At 62.4% G+C, this 15799-nt stretch carries 16 protein-coding genes; all 16 read left to right on the top strand.

Annotated features, from left to right (window positions below):
* Entirely contained in the window at positions 1 to 255 is a 255-nt protein-coding gene (locus ACYZT8_RS01860; RefSeq protein WP_007992314.1) for an acyl carrier protein, read from the top strand.
* A complete protein-coding gene (locus ACYZT8_RS01855; RefSeq protein WP_461978770.1) occupies positions 252 to 797 on the top strand; it encodes a COG4648 family protein in 546 nt (181 codons plus the stop codon). The genes ACYZT8_RS01860 and ACYZT8_RS01855 overlap by 4 nt, the downstream gene beginning before the upstream one ends.
* Complete coding sequence (locus ACYZT8_RS01850) at positions 794 to 2473, top strand: AMP-binding protein (RefSeq protein WP_461978768.1); 1680 nt, start codon at positions 794 to 796, stop codon at positions 2471 to 2473. The genes ACYZT8_RS01855 and ACYZT8_RS01850 overlap by 4 nt, the downstream gene beginning before the upstream one ends.
* Before the next feature lie 163 nt (positions 2474 to 2636).
* The gene (locus tag ACYZT8_RS01845; protein ID WP_461978766.1) at positions 2637 to 3371 is read left to right on the top strand and encodes a glycosyltransferase family 2 protein; all 735 of its coding nucleotides are present in this window, start codon (positions 2637 to 2639) and stop codon (positions 3369 to 3371) included.
* A complete protein-coding gene (locus tag ACYZT8_RS01840) occupies positions 3368 to 4315 on the top strand; it encodes an LpxL/LpxP family acyltransferase (RefSeq protein ID WP_461978764.1) in 948 nt (315 codons plus the stop codon). The genes ACYZT8_RS01845 and ACYZT8_RS01840 overlap by 4 nt, the downstream gene beginning before the upstream one ends.
* Positions 4296 to 5840, top strand: coding sequence for an HAL/PAL/TAL family ammonia-lyase (locus ACYZT8_RS01835; RefSeq protein WP_461978762.1), 1545 nt, complete (start codon positions 4296 to 4298; stop codon positions 5838 to 5840). Before ACYZT8_RS01840 ends, ACYZT8_RS01835 begins: the two co-directional genes overlap by 20 nt.
* Positions 5833 to 6258 (top strand): acyl-CoA thioesterase, encoded by a 426-nt coding sequence (locus tag ACYZT8_RS01830; RefSeq protein WP_461978760.1) that lies wholly within the window; start codon positions 5833 to 5835, stop codon positions 6256 to 6258. The genes ACYZT8_RS01835 and ACYZT8_RS01830 overlap by 8 nt, the downstream gene beginning before the upstream one ends.
* Positions 6255 to 6995, top strand: a complete 741-nt coding sequence (locus ACYZT8_RS01825) for an outer membrane lipoprotein carrier protein LolA (protein ID WP_461978758.1) — start codon at positions 6255 to 6257, stop codon at positions 6993 to 6995. The genes ACYZT8_RS01830 and ACYZT8_RS01825 overlap by 4 nt, the downstream gene beginning before the upstream one ends.
* The gene (locus ACYZT8_RS01820) at positions 6979 to 9318 is read left to right on the top strand and encodes an MMPL family transporter (RefSeq protein ID WP_461978756.1); all 2340 of its coding nucleotides are present in this window, start codon (positions 6979 to 6981) and stop codon (positions 9316 to 9318) included. Before ACYZT8_RS01825 ends, ACYZT8_RS01820 begins: the two co-directional genes overlap by 17 nt.
* Positions 9315 to 10475, top strand: a complete 1161-nt coding sequence (locus ACYZT8_RS01815) for a sodium:proton antiporter (RefSeq protein WP_461978754.1) — start codon at positions 9315 to 9317, stop codon at positions 10473 to 10475. Before ACYZT8_RS01820 ends, ACYZT8_RS01815 begins: the two co-directional genes overlap by 4 nt.
* Complete coding sequence (locus ACYZT8_RS01810; RefSeq protein ID WP_461978752.1) at positions 10462 to 11709, top strand: NAD(P)/FAD-dependent oxidoreductase; 1248 nt, start codon at positions 10462 to 10464, stop codon at positions 11707 to 11709. The genes ACYZT8_RS01815 and ACYZT8_RS01810 overlap by 14 nt, the downstream gene beginning before the upstream one ends.
* Positions 11706 to 12188, top strand: coding sequence for a hypothetical protein (locus ACYZT8_RS01805; protein WP_461978750.1), 483 nt, complete (start codon positions 11706 to 11708; stop codon positions 12186 to 12188). The genes ACYZT8_RS01810 and ACYZT8_RS01805 overlap by 4 nt, the downstream gene beginning before the upstream one ends.
* Complete coding sequence (locus ACYZT8_RS01800; RefSeq protein WP_461978748.1) at positions 12185 to 13381, top strand: beta-ketoacyl-[acyl-carrier-protein] synthase family protein; 1197 nt, start codon at positions 12185 to 12187, stop codon at positions 13379 to 13381. The genes ACYZT8_RS01805 and ACYZT8_RS01800 overlap by 4 nt, the downstream gene beginning before the upstream one ends.
* Entirely contained in the window at positions 13378 to 13842 is a 465-nt protein-coding gene (locus ACYZT8_RS01795; protein ID WP_461978746.1) for a hotdog family protein, read from the top strand. Before ACYZT8_RS01800 ends, ACYZT8_RS01795 begins: the two co-directional genes overlap by 4 nt.
* Positions 13835 to 14563, top strand: a complete 729-nt coding sequence (fabG, locus tag ACYZT8_RS01790; RefSeq protein WP_461978744.1) for a 3-oxoacyl-ACP reductase FabG — start codon at positions 13835 to 13837, stop codon at positions 14561 to 14563. Before ACYZT8_RS01795 ends, fabG begins: the two co-directional genes overlap by 8 nt.
* Complete coding sequence (locus ACYZT8_RS01785) at positions 14563 to 15789, top strand: beta-ketoacyl-ACP synthase (RefSeq protein ID WP_461978742.1); 1227 nt, start codon at positions 14563 to 14565, stop codon at positions 15787 to 15789. The genes fabG and ACYZT8_RS01785 overlap by 1 nt, the downstream gene beginning before the upstream one ends.
* Positions 15790 to 15799 lie beyond the last annotated feature (10 nt).

Here is a 15799-nt window from a genome sequence, read left to right as displayed (position 1 = left end):
ATGCAAACTCGTGACGACATTTTCAACACCCTGCGCGATGCCTTGGTCGAACTCTTCGAGCTGGACCCTGAGCGCGTGAGCCTCGAATCCAATCTGTATCAGGATCTGGAAATCGACAGCATCGACGCGGTCGACCTGATCGACCACATCAAGCGTCAGACCGGCAAGAAAATCGCCGCCGAAGAATTCAAATCGGTGCGCACCGTCAGCGACGTGGTCGAGGCGGTCTACCGTCTGGTTCAACCGGCCGCATGAGTCGACTGATCGGCCTTGGCCTGCTGCTGGCGGGCCTGTTGTACCCCTTTGCGGTGTATTTCGGCATGGAACACTTTGCTCCGTGGCAGTTCGGTCTGCTGCTGGGCAGCCTGTGGCTGGCACGGGCGCTGCTGGGTGCGCGTCGCCCCGGCAGCCTGTGGATGGCGCTCACCGCGATTGGCTTTTGCCTGTTGCTGGCGCTGTTCGACAGCCCGCTGTTGCTGCGTTGGTACCCGGTGCTGATCAGCGCTTTCATGCTGGGGCTGTTTGGCTTGAGCCTGAAAATCGGGCCGCCGATGGTTGAACGCCTGGCGCGCCTGCGTGAACCGCGTTTGCCGGCCAAAGCGATTGTTTATACCCGCCAGGTGACCATCGTCTGGTGTGTGTTTTTCCTCTGTAACGGTTTGCTCGCCGCCGCCCTGACCCTTTGGGCGCCGCTGAGTTGGTGGATGTTGTACACCGGCCTGATTTCCTATGGATTGATGGGCCTGCTGTTTGCCATTGAATGGCTCATACGACAACGGGTACGAGGCCACCCATGAATTGGATAAAGCTTGAGCAGCTGTTGCTCAAGGCTCAGCCGGAGCGTGGCGTAACGGCCGAACCGGCGTTGAATCACGCGCACCTGTGCGAACAGGCGTTGAGCCTCGCGGCCGGCCTGCAATCCCAGGGCGTGCAGCGCATTGCCGTGCACCTTGAAGACGCCGCTGACCTGGCGATTGCCCTGCTCGGCGCCTGGCGTGCCGGGGTCAGCGTGCTGCTGCCTGCCGACCTGCAAGCGCAGACTCGCCAACGCTGGTCGAGCGAAGTCGATCTGTGGCTGACCGATCTGGCCGATGACGCGCACCTCATCGATTATCAGCACGCGCCGATGCCCAACGCCGCACTGGATCTGGACACCTGCCAGCTAAGCCTGTGTACGTCCGGTTCCAGTGGCGAACCCAAGCGCATCGACAAAAACCTGCGCCAGATAGCCAATGAAGTTCAGGCGCTGGAAAAGCTCTGGGGCGCCGATCTGGGCCAGGCGTGCATCATCGGCAGCGTCGCCACCCAGCACATCTACGGTTTGCTGTTTCGGGTGCTATGGCCGTTGTGCGCCGGACGTCCGTTTGTGCGCAAACAACTGGCCTTCCCGGAAGACTTGCAGCGCGCCAGTCGCGAACACCCGGCGTTTGCCTGGGTCGCCAGCCCGGCGCTGCTCAAGCGCATGGGCGACAATCTCGACTGGCCGGCCTTGAGCGCGGTTCGCCGAGTATTTTCCTCCGGTGGCGCGCTACCGGCCGAGGCTGCGCAAAGCCTTCACGAACGTCTGCATCAATGGCCGACGGAAATCCTCGGCAGCTCCGAAACCGGTGGCATCGCCTGGCGTCAGGGTCACGATCTCTGGCAGCCGTTTGCTGACGTCGAGCTGGGTCAGGACAGCGATGGCGCCCTGCTGATCGCCTCTCCTTACTTGCCGGCCGGCCACGTCGAACACAGCGCTGACGCCGCCAGAATTGCTGCCGACGGTCGATTCGAACTGCTCGGACGGCTGGACCGAATCGTCAAACTGGAAGAAAAACGTATCTCGCTGCCGATGCTGGAAAAGGCGCTGATGGACCATGACTGGGTCGCGGAAGCACGTCTCGGTGTGGTCCAGGAAAACCGCGCCTCGCTGGGTGCGCTGGTGGTGCTGACGGACGCAGGCCTGCATGCCTTGCGCAATCAGGGCCGACGCACCCTGACGCAAGAATTGCGTCAGCACCTCAGCCAGCATTGCGAAGCCCTGGCCCTGCCACGACGCTGGCGATTACTGCGGCAGTTGCCACTGAACCCTCAGGGAAAACTGCCTCAGGCCGACGTCGAGGCCTTGCTGCTGGCCCCCCGCCCCAACGCACCGGAAGTGTTGGAACAGGTCGAAGTCGATGGCGAATGGAGCCTGCAACTGGCCGTTCCGCCGGACCTCGCCTACTTCAGCGGACACTTCCCTCAAACGCCAGTACTGCCTGGCGTGGTGCAGGTGGATTGGGCGCTGAGCCTCGGCCAGCAATTGATGGACCTGCCGGCCAAATTCGCCGGTATGGAAGTGCTGAAGTTCCAGCAACTGGTGCGCCCCGGCGATGAAGTCCAGCTGCACCTGCGCTTCGACCCGGAACGCGGCAAATTGTATTTCGCCTACCGCAATGAAACCGCGACCTGCTCCAGTGGGCGGATTTTGCTGGAGCCGGCCTGTGGATAAGTTGAGATTCCCTGTAGCAGCTGCCGAAGGCTGCGTCCGAGTGCGAAGCGCTCGCATGGCATCCACCACCATTGTTCTGAGAAACCGCAAATACCGGTTTACGACCGCTTCGCGGCCGGACGCAGGCTTCGCCAGCTGCTACATGGGTGAGGTGTGACCCGGTATGCATAACCCCTGCGCAATCATTCCGGTCTACAACCACGAAACCGCGATTACCACGGTGGTCGACGCGCTGATCGCCAGTGGCCTGCCGTGCATTCTGGTGGACGACGCCAGCGATCAACCCTGCGCCAGGGTGCTCGACCGACTGGCCCAGCGTGAGATGGTCAACCTGATCCGCCTCGCTGCCAACCAGGGCAAGGGCGGTGCGGTCATGACTGGCCTGCGCGAAGCCTCGCGACTGGGCTTCAGCCATGCCTTACAGGTGGACGCCGATGGTCAACACGACCTGCAAGATGTCGCGACCTTCATCGAACAATCACGCGCGCACCCCAAAGCGGTGATCTGCGGCTATCCGCAATACGACGCCAGTGTGCCGAAAGGCCGTTTGTACGCCCGCTACCTGACGCACGTCATGGTCTGGATCAACACGCTTTCATTGCAGATCCGCGACTCGATGTGTGGTTTCCGCGTCTACCCATTGCCACCGACCCTGGCGCTGATCGACTCGGCGAAAATCGGCAAGCGCATGGATTTCGACTCGGACATCCTCGTGCGGCTGGCCTGGCGCAATCAGCCTATGCAGTGGCTGCCGACCAAGGTCCATTACCCGCTGGACGGTGTCTCGCATTTCCGCATGTTCCACGACAATGTGCTGATTTCGAGCATGCACACCCGGCTGTTCTTCGGCATGTTGCTACGGGCGCCGGTGATCCTCTGGCGACGGTGGCGAGCATGAGCGGCAACGTGGATAAAGAACACTGGGCCGACCGTCAGGAGCGCGGCAGTTTCTGGCTGATGAAACTCACCGCGTTCGGCGCCAAAGTGCTGGGCCGGCGGCTGTTGAGTCCGCTGCTGTACGGCATCGTCCTGTACTTTTTCCTGTTCGGTCGCAGCGCCCGCCGTAGCGCCTGGCAATACCAGCAGCGCCTCGCGGACTGGAGCGCTCGCCCTGAATTGCGTCCGACTCACTGGCGAGTGTTCGGCCAGTTCATGGCCTTCGCCGATTCGATGCTCGACAAGCTCGACGTGTGGAACGGCAAGCTGAGCATCGAGCACATCGAAATCGTCGACCCGGCGCTGCTGCGCACCCAGCTGCGCGGCACTCGCGGGCAGATGCTGGTGGGCGCGCACCTGGGCAACCTCGAAGTCTGTCGCGCCCTCGCGGAAATAGGTGAGAAGGTCACCATGAACGTGCTGGTGCACACCAAGCACGCCGAGCAGTTTAACCGTTTACTGGGCGAAGCCGGTGCGACCAATCTGCGGCTGATTCAGGTCAGCGAGCTGGACCCGGTGATCATGCTGCAACTGCATGAACGCCTGGAACGCGGCGAGTGGCTGGCGATTGCCGGCGACCGCGTGCCCCTGCATGGCGGACGCAGCGTGACGGTGGACTTCCTCGGTCATCAGGCCGCTTTTCCTCAAGGGCCGTGGCTGCTCGCCGGTTTGCTGAAATGCCCGATCCATCTGCTGATGTGCCTGAAGAAACCGACGGGCCAATATCGAGTGACGCTCGAACCGTTTGCCGAGGCCGTGGTGTGGAAACGCAGCGACCGCGAACAGGTCATTCATCAGTGTGCTTCGCGCTACGCAGAACGCCTGGGTCACTATTGCCTTGAAGCGCCCCAACAATGGTTCAACTTTTACCCTTTCTGGAAGACCGATGACGACGCCAACGCTTGAGCCGGTAACCTTCGGCGAACTCCCTTTGCGCATCGAAGACGTGCTGGCCGCGGCCAACCGTCAGGTGCCGACGCAGTTGCAAAGCGACCCTGCGTACCGTGAGCGCATCGCCAAGGGCGCGCGATTCCTCGATTCCCTGCTGGACAAGGAAGGCGTGATCTATGGCGTGACCACCGGTTACGGCGACTCGTGCGTGGTCGCGGTGCCGCTGCATCACGTCGAGGCGTTGCCCCGTCATCTGTACACCTTCCACGGCTGCGGCCTGGGCAAACTGCTCGACGCCCAAGCCACGCGCGCGGTGCTGGCAACGCGTTTGCAGTCGCTGTGCCACGGCGTGTCCGGGGTGCGCGTGGAGTTGCTGGAACGCCTTCAAGCGTTCCTCGAACACGACATCCTGCCGCTGATTCCGGAAGAAGGCTCGGTGGGTGCCAGCGGTGATCTGACGCCGCTGTCCTACGTCGCCGCGACCTTGTCCGGCGAGCGTGAAGTGACGTTCCGTGGAGAGCGCCGACAAGCCGCCGACGTTCATCGCGAACTCGGCTGGCAGCCGCTGGTGCTACGCCCGAAAGAAGCGTTGGCACTGATGAACGGCACCGCCGTGATGACCGGCCTCGCCTGCCTGGCCTATGCCCGCGCCGATTACTTGCTGCAACTGGCCACTCGCATCACCGCGCTGAACGTGGTCGCGCTGCAAGGTAATCCCGAGCACTTCGACGAGCGCCTGTTCGCCGCCAAGCCGCATCCGGGGCAGATGCAAGTCGCCGCGTGGTTGCGCAAGGATCTGGCGATCGACGCGCCGACCGCACCGCTGCATCGCCTGCAAGACCGCTACTCGCTGCGTTGCGCGCCACATGTCCTCGGCGTCTTGGCCGACAGCCTGAACTGGCTGCGCTCGTTCATCGAAATCGAGCTCAACAGCGCCAACGACAACCCGATCATCGACGCCGAAGCCGAACGCGTGCTGCACGGCGGGCACTTCTACGGCGGCCACATTGCGTTCGCCATGGACAGCCTGAAAAACCTGGTGGCCAACGTGGCCGATCTGCTGGATCGCCAACTCGCGCTGTTGGTGGACGAGCGGTACAACCATGGCTTGCCGAGCAATTTGTCCGGTGCCACGGCGGATCGCGCGATGCTCAACCACGGCTTCAAGGCCGTGCAGATCGGCACCAGTGCCTGGACCGCCGAAGCGCTGAAAAACACCATGCCGGCCAGCGTCTTCTCGCGCTCCACCGAATGCCACAACCAGGACAAGGTGAGCATGGGCACCATCGCCGCCCGCGATGCGATCCGCGTGCTGGAGCTGACCGAACAGGTCGCCGCCGCCACCTTGCTCGCCGCCAACCAGGGCGTGTGGCTGCGCAGCAAGGCCGAGGATGCGCGTCCACTGCCGCCAGCCCTGGCGGCCATGCATGAACAACTGGCCAAGGACTTCCCGCCGGTCATCGAAGACCGTGCACTGGAAGGCGAATTGCGCCTGTGCCTCAAGCGTATCGCCGAGCAACACTGGAGGCTGCATGCGTAGCAAGGGAGTGCTTCACACCGATACGGAAATCCTCGTGCCGTTCTTTGACGTCGACACCATGAACGTCGTTTGGCACGGCCATTACGTTAAATACCTGGAAGTCGCCCGTTGTGCGCTGCTGGACAAGATCGGCCACAACTACACCACCATGGTCGAGTCGGGTTACGCCTGGCCGGTGATCGACCTGCAATTGCGTTATGTGCGCGGTGCCGTGTTTGGCCAGAAGCTGAACGTACGCGCCAATCTGGTGGAATGGGAGAACCGTCTGAAGATCAACTATCTGATCAGCGACCTGGAAACCGGCGAGCGTTTGACCCGCGCCAGCTCCGTACAGGTCGCCGTCGACATGAGCAGCCGCGAGATGCAGTTGGCCTCACCGAAAATCTTCACCGATGCCGTTGAAAGGATGCTCGCATGAACCCAGGAATCGACACCTCTTTTGATGCCAACCCAATCCCTTGTGGCGAGCGAGCTTGCTCGCGCTTGAGTGCGCAGCACTCACAAACCCGCCAATTTTGGGGCCGCTACGCAGCCCAGCGCGAGCAAGCTCGCTCGCCACGGGTGTTCAGATACCTCGCTGCGCTGGCACTGCTCGGACTGTCATCGATTGCTCACGCCTTTGATTTGCAGCAGCTGAGCGATCAACTGGCCAAGCCCGATGTGATCCACGGTAATTTCATTCAGGAAAAACACCTGCGTGCGCTGCCCAAGCCACTGACCAGCAAGGGCACGTTCGTCCTCGCGAAAAACCACGGATTGCTGTGGTTGCTGAAAACGCCGCTGCAACAGGATTACCGCATCAGCGCCAAAGGCATCGCCCGGCGCGACGCCAGCGGCTGGCAAATGCTCCCGAGCAAGAGCGCCGGCGCCGAGCAGAACCGTTTGTTCCTCGCCGTATTGCAAGGCGACAGCAGCGGGTTGCAACGGGACTTCGAACTCTCGCTGAGCGGCGAAGCGCAGAATTGGAAGCTGACACTGATCCCGCGCTCATTGCTGCTCAAGCAAGTGTTCAACCAGATCAACATCACCGGCAGCGAATTGGTGCACAGCATCGAACTGCTGGAAACCCAGGGCGACAGCACCCTTTTGCGCATGCAGGACAGCACCAGCACTCAACCGTTGAGCGACGCGGAGCAACATGACTTTGCCGAGTGAACGCAGGTTACCGTGGTTGTTTCTGATCCTGCTGCTGGCGGTGCTCGCGCTCGCCGGTTGGCAATGGCGCGACGGCGCACCGCTGTCGGCCAACCTGATGGAACTGGTGCCGGGCACGGCGCCGGACGCGCTGGAACTGCGCGCCGAACAACGCATGCAAGAACCGCTGAACCGCGAAATGCTGGTGCTGGTTGGCCATAAGGATCGCCCGCAAGCCATCGCCATGGCGCAGAAACTGGGCGAGCAGTGGCAGGCCAGTGGGTTGTTCGAGAAGGTCCAGTGGAACCTGCAAGCCGACTTGCCCGCGCTGCGCACGCAACTGCTGCAGGGCCGATTGGCGATGCTCTCGGCGATGGATCGGCAGCAGTTGATCGAGCATCCCGACGCCTTTATCCAGCAACGCGTGCAAGCCCTGTTCGACCCTTTCACCGGTTTCAGCCTGGTGCCGAGCCAGGATGACTGGCTGGGCCTGACCGGGCGTATTCAGAACAGCCAGCCGCAACACGGCGCCGTGCAACTGGACATCAGCAGCGGTGCGTTGGTCGCCGATGCCGACGGCAAGAGTTGGGTGTTGCTGCGGGCAAAAACCACCGGCAACGCCTTCGACATGAAACTGCCGTTGCAAGTGGCCGACCTGCTCGAACACAGCCGCGAAGAAGCCGCTCAGGCTGACGTGCAACTGCTCGCCGCCAGCGGTCTGCTTTATGCAGCCAACGGTCAGCAACAAGCCACCCGCGAGATGACGTGGGTGGGTGGCGGCGCCACCGTGGGCATTCTGTTGCTGCTGTTGCTGGCCTTCCGGCGCTGGCGTGTCTTGCTCGCTTTTGTCCCGGTGTTGGTGGGCATGCTGTTTGGTGCCGTGGCGTGCGTGGCGCTGTTCGGTCACATGCATGTGATGACGTTGGTGCTCGGTTCTAGCCTGATCGGCGTTGCCGTCGATTACCCGCTGCATTACCTGTCGAAAAGCTGGAGCATGAAACCCTGGAACAGCTGGCCGGCATTACGCCTGACCCTGCCGGGCCTGACGCTGAGCCTGATCACCAGTTGCATCGGCTACCTGGCCCTGGCCTGGACACCGTTTCCGGCCCTGACCCAGATTGCCGTGTTCTCCGCCGCCGGTCTGCTCGGCGCCTACCTCTCTGCGGTGTGCTTGTTGCCAGCGCTGCTCAAGGGCGTGAACCTGCGACCGGCGCACTGGCCGCTGCGCGTCTGCGAGTGTTTGCTAAATCTGCGTGAAGCGCTGCTCAAACACGTCAGCACCCCGGTGTTGTTGGCGCTGTTGATTGCCTTCTGCGTCGGTGGTCTGTTGCAGCTTGAGAGCAAAAACGATATCCGCCAGTGGATCGGCGCTCCCCAGCAATTGACCGACGAAGCCCAGGCTATTGCGCGCATCACTGGTTATCAGCCGACCAGCCAGTTCTTCCTGGTGCGCGCGGCCAATCAGCAGGAATTGCTCGAACGCCAGACCGCGCTGAGCGAGCGGCTGGATCAGTTGGTCAACCTGGAAAAACTCAAGGGTTACCTGTCGCTGAATCAACTGGTCAGCCAACCGAGCGATCAGCGCAAAGTGCGCGACGCATTGAGCAAGTTGCCGCAGTTCTGGCAGCCCTTGCTCGACCTCGGCGTACCGGCAGAAGCGCTGCAAGCAGAACTCGCGACGTTGCAGGCGCTGCCCGTCGAAGACATCGACGCATCGCTGGTCGGTCCGCTGGCGGAACCTTATCGCGCCCTGTGGCTGGGGCCGACCGAAGACGGCGTAGCCGCGATGGTCAGCCTGCAAGGCCTGAACAATCCTGCGCTGTTGCGGGTTCAGGCGCTGGACTTGCCGGGCGTCGAACTGGTCGACCGTCTCGGTGAATTGAACAGCGTTTTCGCCGCGACACAGATCAGCGCGGCGGAGCTGAAACTCGCCTCCTGCGTGTTGATCGTGCTGGTGCTGATCCTGCCCTTTGGTTTCGGTGGGGCGTTGCGCATCGTCTCGCTGCCCTTGCTGGCCGCGTTGTGCAGCCTGGCGAGCCTCGGCTGGATGGGCCAACCGCTGACCCTGTTCAGTCTGTTCGGCCTATTGCTGGTGACGGCGATCAGCGTCGATTACGCAATCCTCATGCGCGAACAGGTCGGCGGCGCCGCCGTGAGTTTGTTGGGGACCTTGCTGGCCGCGGTGACCACGTGGCTGTCGTTCGGTTTGTTGGCGGTGTCCGGCACGCCGGCGGTGAGCAACTTCGGTCTGTCGGTGAGCCTCGGCCTGGCCTTCAGCTTCATCCTTGCGCCGTGGGCCGGCCGCCGGGTGCATGCCGCCGCCGTCGTGGAGCCAGCAGCATGATGATTGCCCTGTTTTGGCTGATGGCCCTGGCGATGTTCGCCGTAGCCACCCGCGTGGGTCGGCACTTCGGCCTGATCCCGATCGTCAGCCAGTTGCTGCTGGCGACCTTCGGCCTGCCGTTGCTGATGTACTTCTGGATCGAGCCGGGCTGGCAGCTCAGTGGCGCCGAACTGATCTCGCCAGTGTGGCTGAAAAACCTCTACAGCCTCGCTTTTGCCTTGTTGCTGGGGCACATTCTGAGCGACGTGATTGACCTGCGGCTGGATCGCCAGAGCCTGAAAATCGCCCTGCCGAGTTTCTGCATTCCGTTCGCCTGCGGGCTCGTCACGTCGGTCTGGCTGTTGCCACCGCAACCGTGGATCAGTTCGCTGGCGGTCGGTCTGGTGTTCGCCATTACCGCCATTCCGGTGTTGTTTTTGTACCTGCGACACATCAACTACCCACCCGACGCAACCCGGCGCCTGGTGCAAACCGCGATTCTCATCGACCTGACGTGCTGGACGCTGTTCGGCTTTGCTCAGGGCAGTCTGCACCTGAGCAGTCTGTTGCTGCCGCTGGTTGGCGCCTGTCTGCCGGTGCTGTTGCGCCTGTTGGGTATGCGTCAACGGTTGCTGCACAGCGGCTGCTTCTTCGTGCTGTTGGTGGTCGCCGAACACTTCAAGCTCAACGCGCTGATTTTCGGCATCGGTTACCTGCTGTGCATGGCCGCGCTGAAAGTGCCGTTGGTGTTGCCGTTGCCGGCGATCTGGATGAACCGCTTACAGACATGGATCGCCATCCCGCTGATCCTCACCTTCGGCATCGTGCAGATCAATGTCCACGCCGCTATGGCCAGCCTCGGCTGGGTGCAGTTGGCGGCGCTGCTGCTGTTGCCGATTGCCAGCAAATTGCTGGGCAACTGGCTGGGCCTCGGCTGGGCCGGCGCATCGTTTGAAGGCGCCAGTCGCTGGCGCGAAAGCCTGCTGCTGAATATTCGCGGTTTGAGCGAGATCGTCTTTCTCAACTTGCTGCTGCAACAACAACTCATCAGCCCGGCGCTGTACTTCGCGTTGATGGTGATGGGCCTGATCGCCACACTGCTGCCGGCACTCGCCGGTATGCACACCCCCCCTTTGAATCTCGCCGCCCCGGCAAGGAGCCCCCGTGCCAACAGTTGAAATGGAACGTCGCCAGGTTGTTGTCATTGGCGCGGGCCCTTCGGGCGCCATTGCCGCCGCGCTGCTCAAGCGCAAAGGGCACGACGTGCTGATGATCGAACGCCAGCACTTCCCTCGGTTTTCCATCGGTGAAAGCCTGTTGTCGCACTGCCTGGATTTCGTCGAAGAGGCCGGCATGCTCGAGGCCGTGAACGCCGCCGGGTTCCAGTTGAAAAACGGCGCCGCGTTCGCCTGGGGCGAGCACTACAGCGCGTTTGATTTCGGCGACACGTTCAGCAACGGCAAGCCAACTACCTTCCAGGTCCAGCGCGCCGATTTCGACAAACTGCTGGCCGATCAGGCTGCGCTGCAAGGCGTGGAAGTGCGCTATGGCGAAGCCATCGTCAGCGCCGATTTCAACCTGCCGAAACCGCAGCTCGATGTGCTGCGCGAAGATGGCAGCCAGTACCGTGTCGAAGCTGATTTCGTGCTCGATGCCAGCGGCTACGGTCGCGTGCTGCCACGTCTGCTGGACCTTGAAGCACCGTCGAATTTCCCGGTGCGCCAGGCCGTGTTTACCCACATCGAAGACCATATCGACAGCCCGACCTTCGAGCGGGAAAAAATTCTCATCACCACGCATCCGATCCACCGCGACATATGGTTCTGGACCATCCCGTTCAGCAACGGCCGGTGCTCAGTGGGCGTGGTCGCCGCCGCCGAACACTTCGAAGGCCGCATGGAGAATCTGGACGAGTGCCTGCGCGGCTTCATCGCTGAAACCCCAAGCCTGGCCGGTGTCCTGAAAAACGCCGTGTGGGACACGCCAGCGCGGACCATCGGCGGCTACTCGGCCAACGTCAAAACCTTGCACGGCCCGGGCTTTGCGCTGCTGGGCAACGCCGCGGAATTCCTCGACCCGGTGTTCTCCTCCGGTGTGACCATCGCCATGCGCTCGGCCAGCATGGCCGCCGGCGTTTTGCATCGCCAACTGCAGGGTGAAAGCGTCGACTGGCAGACCGAGTTCGCCGCACCGCTCAAGCGCGGCGTCGACACGTTCCGCTGCTACGTCGAAGGCTGGTACGCCGGGACCTTCCAGGATGTGATTTACCATCCGGGCAGCTCAGCGGATATCCGCCGTATGATCAGTGCGATCCTCGCCGGTTATGCCTGGGACGAGCGCAATCCGTTCGTCAGCGAACCCAAGCGTCGGCTGCGCGTGCTGTCGGAACTCTGCGCAAGAGATGCCACATGATCCGTTCCCTGCTTTTGGGTTGCCTCCTGCTGCTGAGCGCTTGCGCCAGCCAGGCGCCGCTGCCCGAGCACACCCCGAACCTGTCGTTGCCCCTGCAATTGCACATCCAGCGCCTGGTGGCCGAGCAACGTCAGGACTGGGTGCTGGTGATCCAGCGCGAAGGCCCTGGCATTCGCTGGTCGATGATGGATTTGCTGGGGATTCCGCAAGCACGCCAGAAACTGATCGATGGCCAGTGGCAAGCCGACGGCCTGCTGCCGCCGAATCCAGAAGCCAGGGAATTGTTCGCAGCGTTACTGTTCGCGCTGACCCCGAAAGACGAGTTGCAGGGCAACTACCCCGACGCCTGGCAACATGGATCGCAACGTTCCCTGCCCGCTCGCTGGGACGTACATTACTCGCAACCACTGAGATTTGAGTTGAACCTGCCTAAAGGTCCGAAGTACCTGGTCACGCCTCTGAGCGGTGAAACGCCATGACCGCCTATCTGAACGCCCTCGGGGTGATCTGCGCCCTGGGTCGCGACAAACAGGAAGTCGCCCGCAACCTGTTTGCCGGCGATTGCTCAGGCATGCGCAGCGAATCCGGCTGGGTGCCGGAGCGGTCGCTGCCGGTGGCGGCGGTGCGTGGGGAACTGGCGCCGATCCCGGCACAACTGGCCGAGCAAAGCAGCCGCAACAACCAATTGCTGCTGGAAGCCGCGCTGCAAATTCGCGACGACATCGATCAAGCGATCCAGACTTACGGCCGTGATCGAATCGGTGTGATTCTGGGCACCAGCACTTCCGGCATCGATGAGGCCAGCCGTGGCCTGGCCCATTACATCCGCGAACATGAATTCCCCGTCGACTACGACTATCAGCAGCAGGAGCTCGGCGCGCCGGCCAACTTCCTCGCCGACTGGCTGCAATTGAGCGGCCCGGCCTATGTGATCTCGACTGCTTGCACTTCAAGCGCCCGAGCGCTGATGAGTGCCCAACGCCTGCTGGATCTGGGGCTCTGCGACGCGGTCTTGTGCGGCGGCGTCGACAGTTTGTGCAAACTGACGCTCAACGGCTTTTCGGCACTGGAAGCGGTGTCCGAGCAGCGTTGCAATCCGTTTTCGGTCAACCGTAACGGCATCAATATCGGCGAAGCCGCCGTGCTGTTCCTGATGAGCAAAAAGGCCGGCGACAGCCAACCGATTGCCCTGCTCGGCAGCGGCGCCAGTTCCGATGCGCACCATATCTCGGCGCCGGAACCGACCGGCCGTGGTGCCCTGCAAGCGATGAGCAAAGCCCTCAGCCGCGCGAATCTGCAACCCGAACAAATCGGCTACCTGAACCTGCACGGCACCGCCACCCAACACAACGATGCGATGGAAAGCCTGGCGGTCTCGGCCGTGTTCCCGCACGGCGTGCCTTGCTCTTCCACCAAGCCAATGACCGGTCATACGCTCGGCGCGGCCGGCGCCCTGGAAGCGGCTTTCTGCTGGTTGAGCCTGAGCGCGGACAACCGCGAAAGCCTCTTGCCGCCCCACGTTTGGGACGGTCAGCCCGACCCCGACTTGCCGACCTTGCAATGGGTGACCCCGGCCGATCGCCTGACGTCCATTGCACCTCGCTATCTGATGAGCAATTCCTTTGCCTTCGGTGGCAACAACGTCAGCCTGATTATCGGAGACGCCCCATGATTGACTGGCCGCTCGCCGAACTGCTGCCCCACGCTGGCGACATGATCCTCATCGATCAGATCCTGGCGTTCGATGACGAGCAGATTCACACCCGCCTTATCGTCAAGCCCGGCGGACTGTTCAACCGTCCCGACGGCAGTCTGCCGGCGTGGGTCGGCATCGAACTGATGGCCCAGAGTGTCGCCGCCTACGCCGGTTGCCATGCGCGCCAGCGCGGTGATGCGGTAGAGCTGGGCTTCCTGCTCGGCACCCGTAAGTTCGAATGCAACGTGGAGCACTTCCCCGCGGGCACCGAGCTGACCATCCATGGCATACGCTCGCTGGAAGACGACAACGGCATGGGCGTGTTCGAATGCCATATCAACGCCCCCGGCATTCACGCCACCGCTCGCCTGAACGTGTTCCGTCCGCCTCAGGCCGCGCAATATCTTCATGAATCTCAAGGAGCCAGCCATGACTGAATCCGTACTGGTCACCGGCTCCAGCCGTGGCATCGGCCGCGCCATCGCATTGCGTCTGGCCCAGGCCGGGCATGACATCGTCCTGCATTGCCGCAGCGGTTTGGCCGACGCCATCACCGTTCAGGGCGAAATTCAGGCGCTAGGACGCAATGCTCGGGTTTTGCAGTTCGACGTCTCCGACCGCGCCAGCTGCAAAGCCATCCTCGAAGCCGATGTGGAAGCTCACGGTGCCTATTACGGCGTGGTGCTTAACGCCGGCCTGACGCGTGACGGTGCTTTTCCAGCGCTGAGCGAGGATGATTGGGATGTGGTGATGCGCACCAACCTCGACGGTTTCTACAACGTGCTGCACCCGGTGATGATGCCGATGATCCGGCGCCGTGCTGCCGGTCGGATTGTCTGCATCACCTCGGTTTCCGGGTTGATCGGCAATCGTGGCCAGGTCAACTACAGCGCCTCCAAGGCCGGTTTGATCGGCGCGGCGAAAGCGTTGGCGATCGAACTGGGCAAGCGCAAAATCACCGTCAACTGTGTCGCACCCGGCCTGATCGACACGGCCATGCTCGATGAAAACGTGCCGGTGGAAGAACTGATGAAAATGATCCCCGCACAGCGCATGGGCACCCCGGAAGAGGTGGCCAGCGCGGTGAATTTCCTGATGTCGGCGGAAGCGTCGTACATCACCCGGCAGGTTCTGGCCGTCAACGGAGGCCTGTGCTGATGAAGCGCGTCGTCGTCACCGGCATGGCCGGCATCACCTCACTGGGCAGCGACTGGGAGACTATCGCCAGCCACTTCGCGGCCAACCGCAGCGGCATTCGCCGGATGGACGAGTGGGATCGTTTCACCGAACTCAACACGCGCCTGGCCGGGCCCATCGACGACTTCAAGGTCCCGAGCCACTGGACCCGCAAGCAGCTGCGCAGCATGGGCCGGGTCTCGCGCCTGGCCGTCGGCGCGTCGGAGCAGGCGCTGGCTGACGCCGGACTGTTGGGTAACCCGATCATCAAGGACGGGCGCATGGGCGTCGCCTGCGGCTCGTCCACCGGCAGCACCGATGAGATCAAGGCATTCGGCAACATGCTGCTCAACTCGGTGGCCGAGGGCCTGAACGCCAACTCCTACGTGCGGATGATGCCGCACACGACAGCGGCCAATATCAGCATCTTCTTCGGCCTCACCGGCCGGCTGATCCCGACGTCCAGCGCCTGCACGAGCGGCAGCCAGGGCATCGGCTACGCCTACGAATCCATCAAGTTCGGCCGCTTGCCGCTGATGCTCGCCGGCGGCGCCGAAGAACTCTGCCCGACCGAAGCCATGGTGTTCGACGCGCTCTACGCCACCAGCCTGAAAAACGATGCCCCGCAAACCAGCCCGCGCCCTTACGACAAAGGACGCGATGGCCTGGTAATCGGTGAGGGCGGCGGCATGTTGGTACTCGAAGAACTGGAACACGCCCTCGCGCGTGGTGCGCGTATCCATGCCGAGCTCGTCGGTTTCGGCAGCAACGCCGACGGCCAGCACACCACCCGCCCAGAGCAGGTCACCATGCGCCGGGCCATGGAACTGGCGCTGGAAGACGCCGGGCTGCAACCGTCAGACATCGGCTACGTAAACGGTCACGGCACGGCTACAGAACAGGGCGACATTGCCGAAACACTGGCGACCAGCGCGTTGTTCGGCGAGCACATGCCGATCAGCTCGCAGAAGAGCTTCCTCGGTCACACCCTGGGCGCCTGCGGTGCACTGGAGTCCTGGTTCAGCATCGAAATGATGAACCGCGACCTGTACGTGCACACGTTCAACCTCGACGAGGTCGATCCGCATTGCGGCAAGCTCGACTACCTGCGCGGCGAGTTCCGCCAGATGAGCAACGAGTACGTGATGAACAACAATTTCGCATTTGGTGGCGTCAACACCTCGTTGATTTTTCGTCGCTGGTCGTAACCAAATTAAT

The organism is Pseudomonas sp. LB3P93 (genome assembly GCF_054898025.1).
Note: the sequence above shows the minus strand (reverse complement) of the source record. Positions and strands in the feature narration are given on the sequence as shown.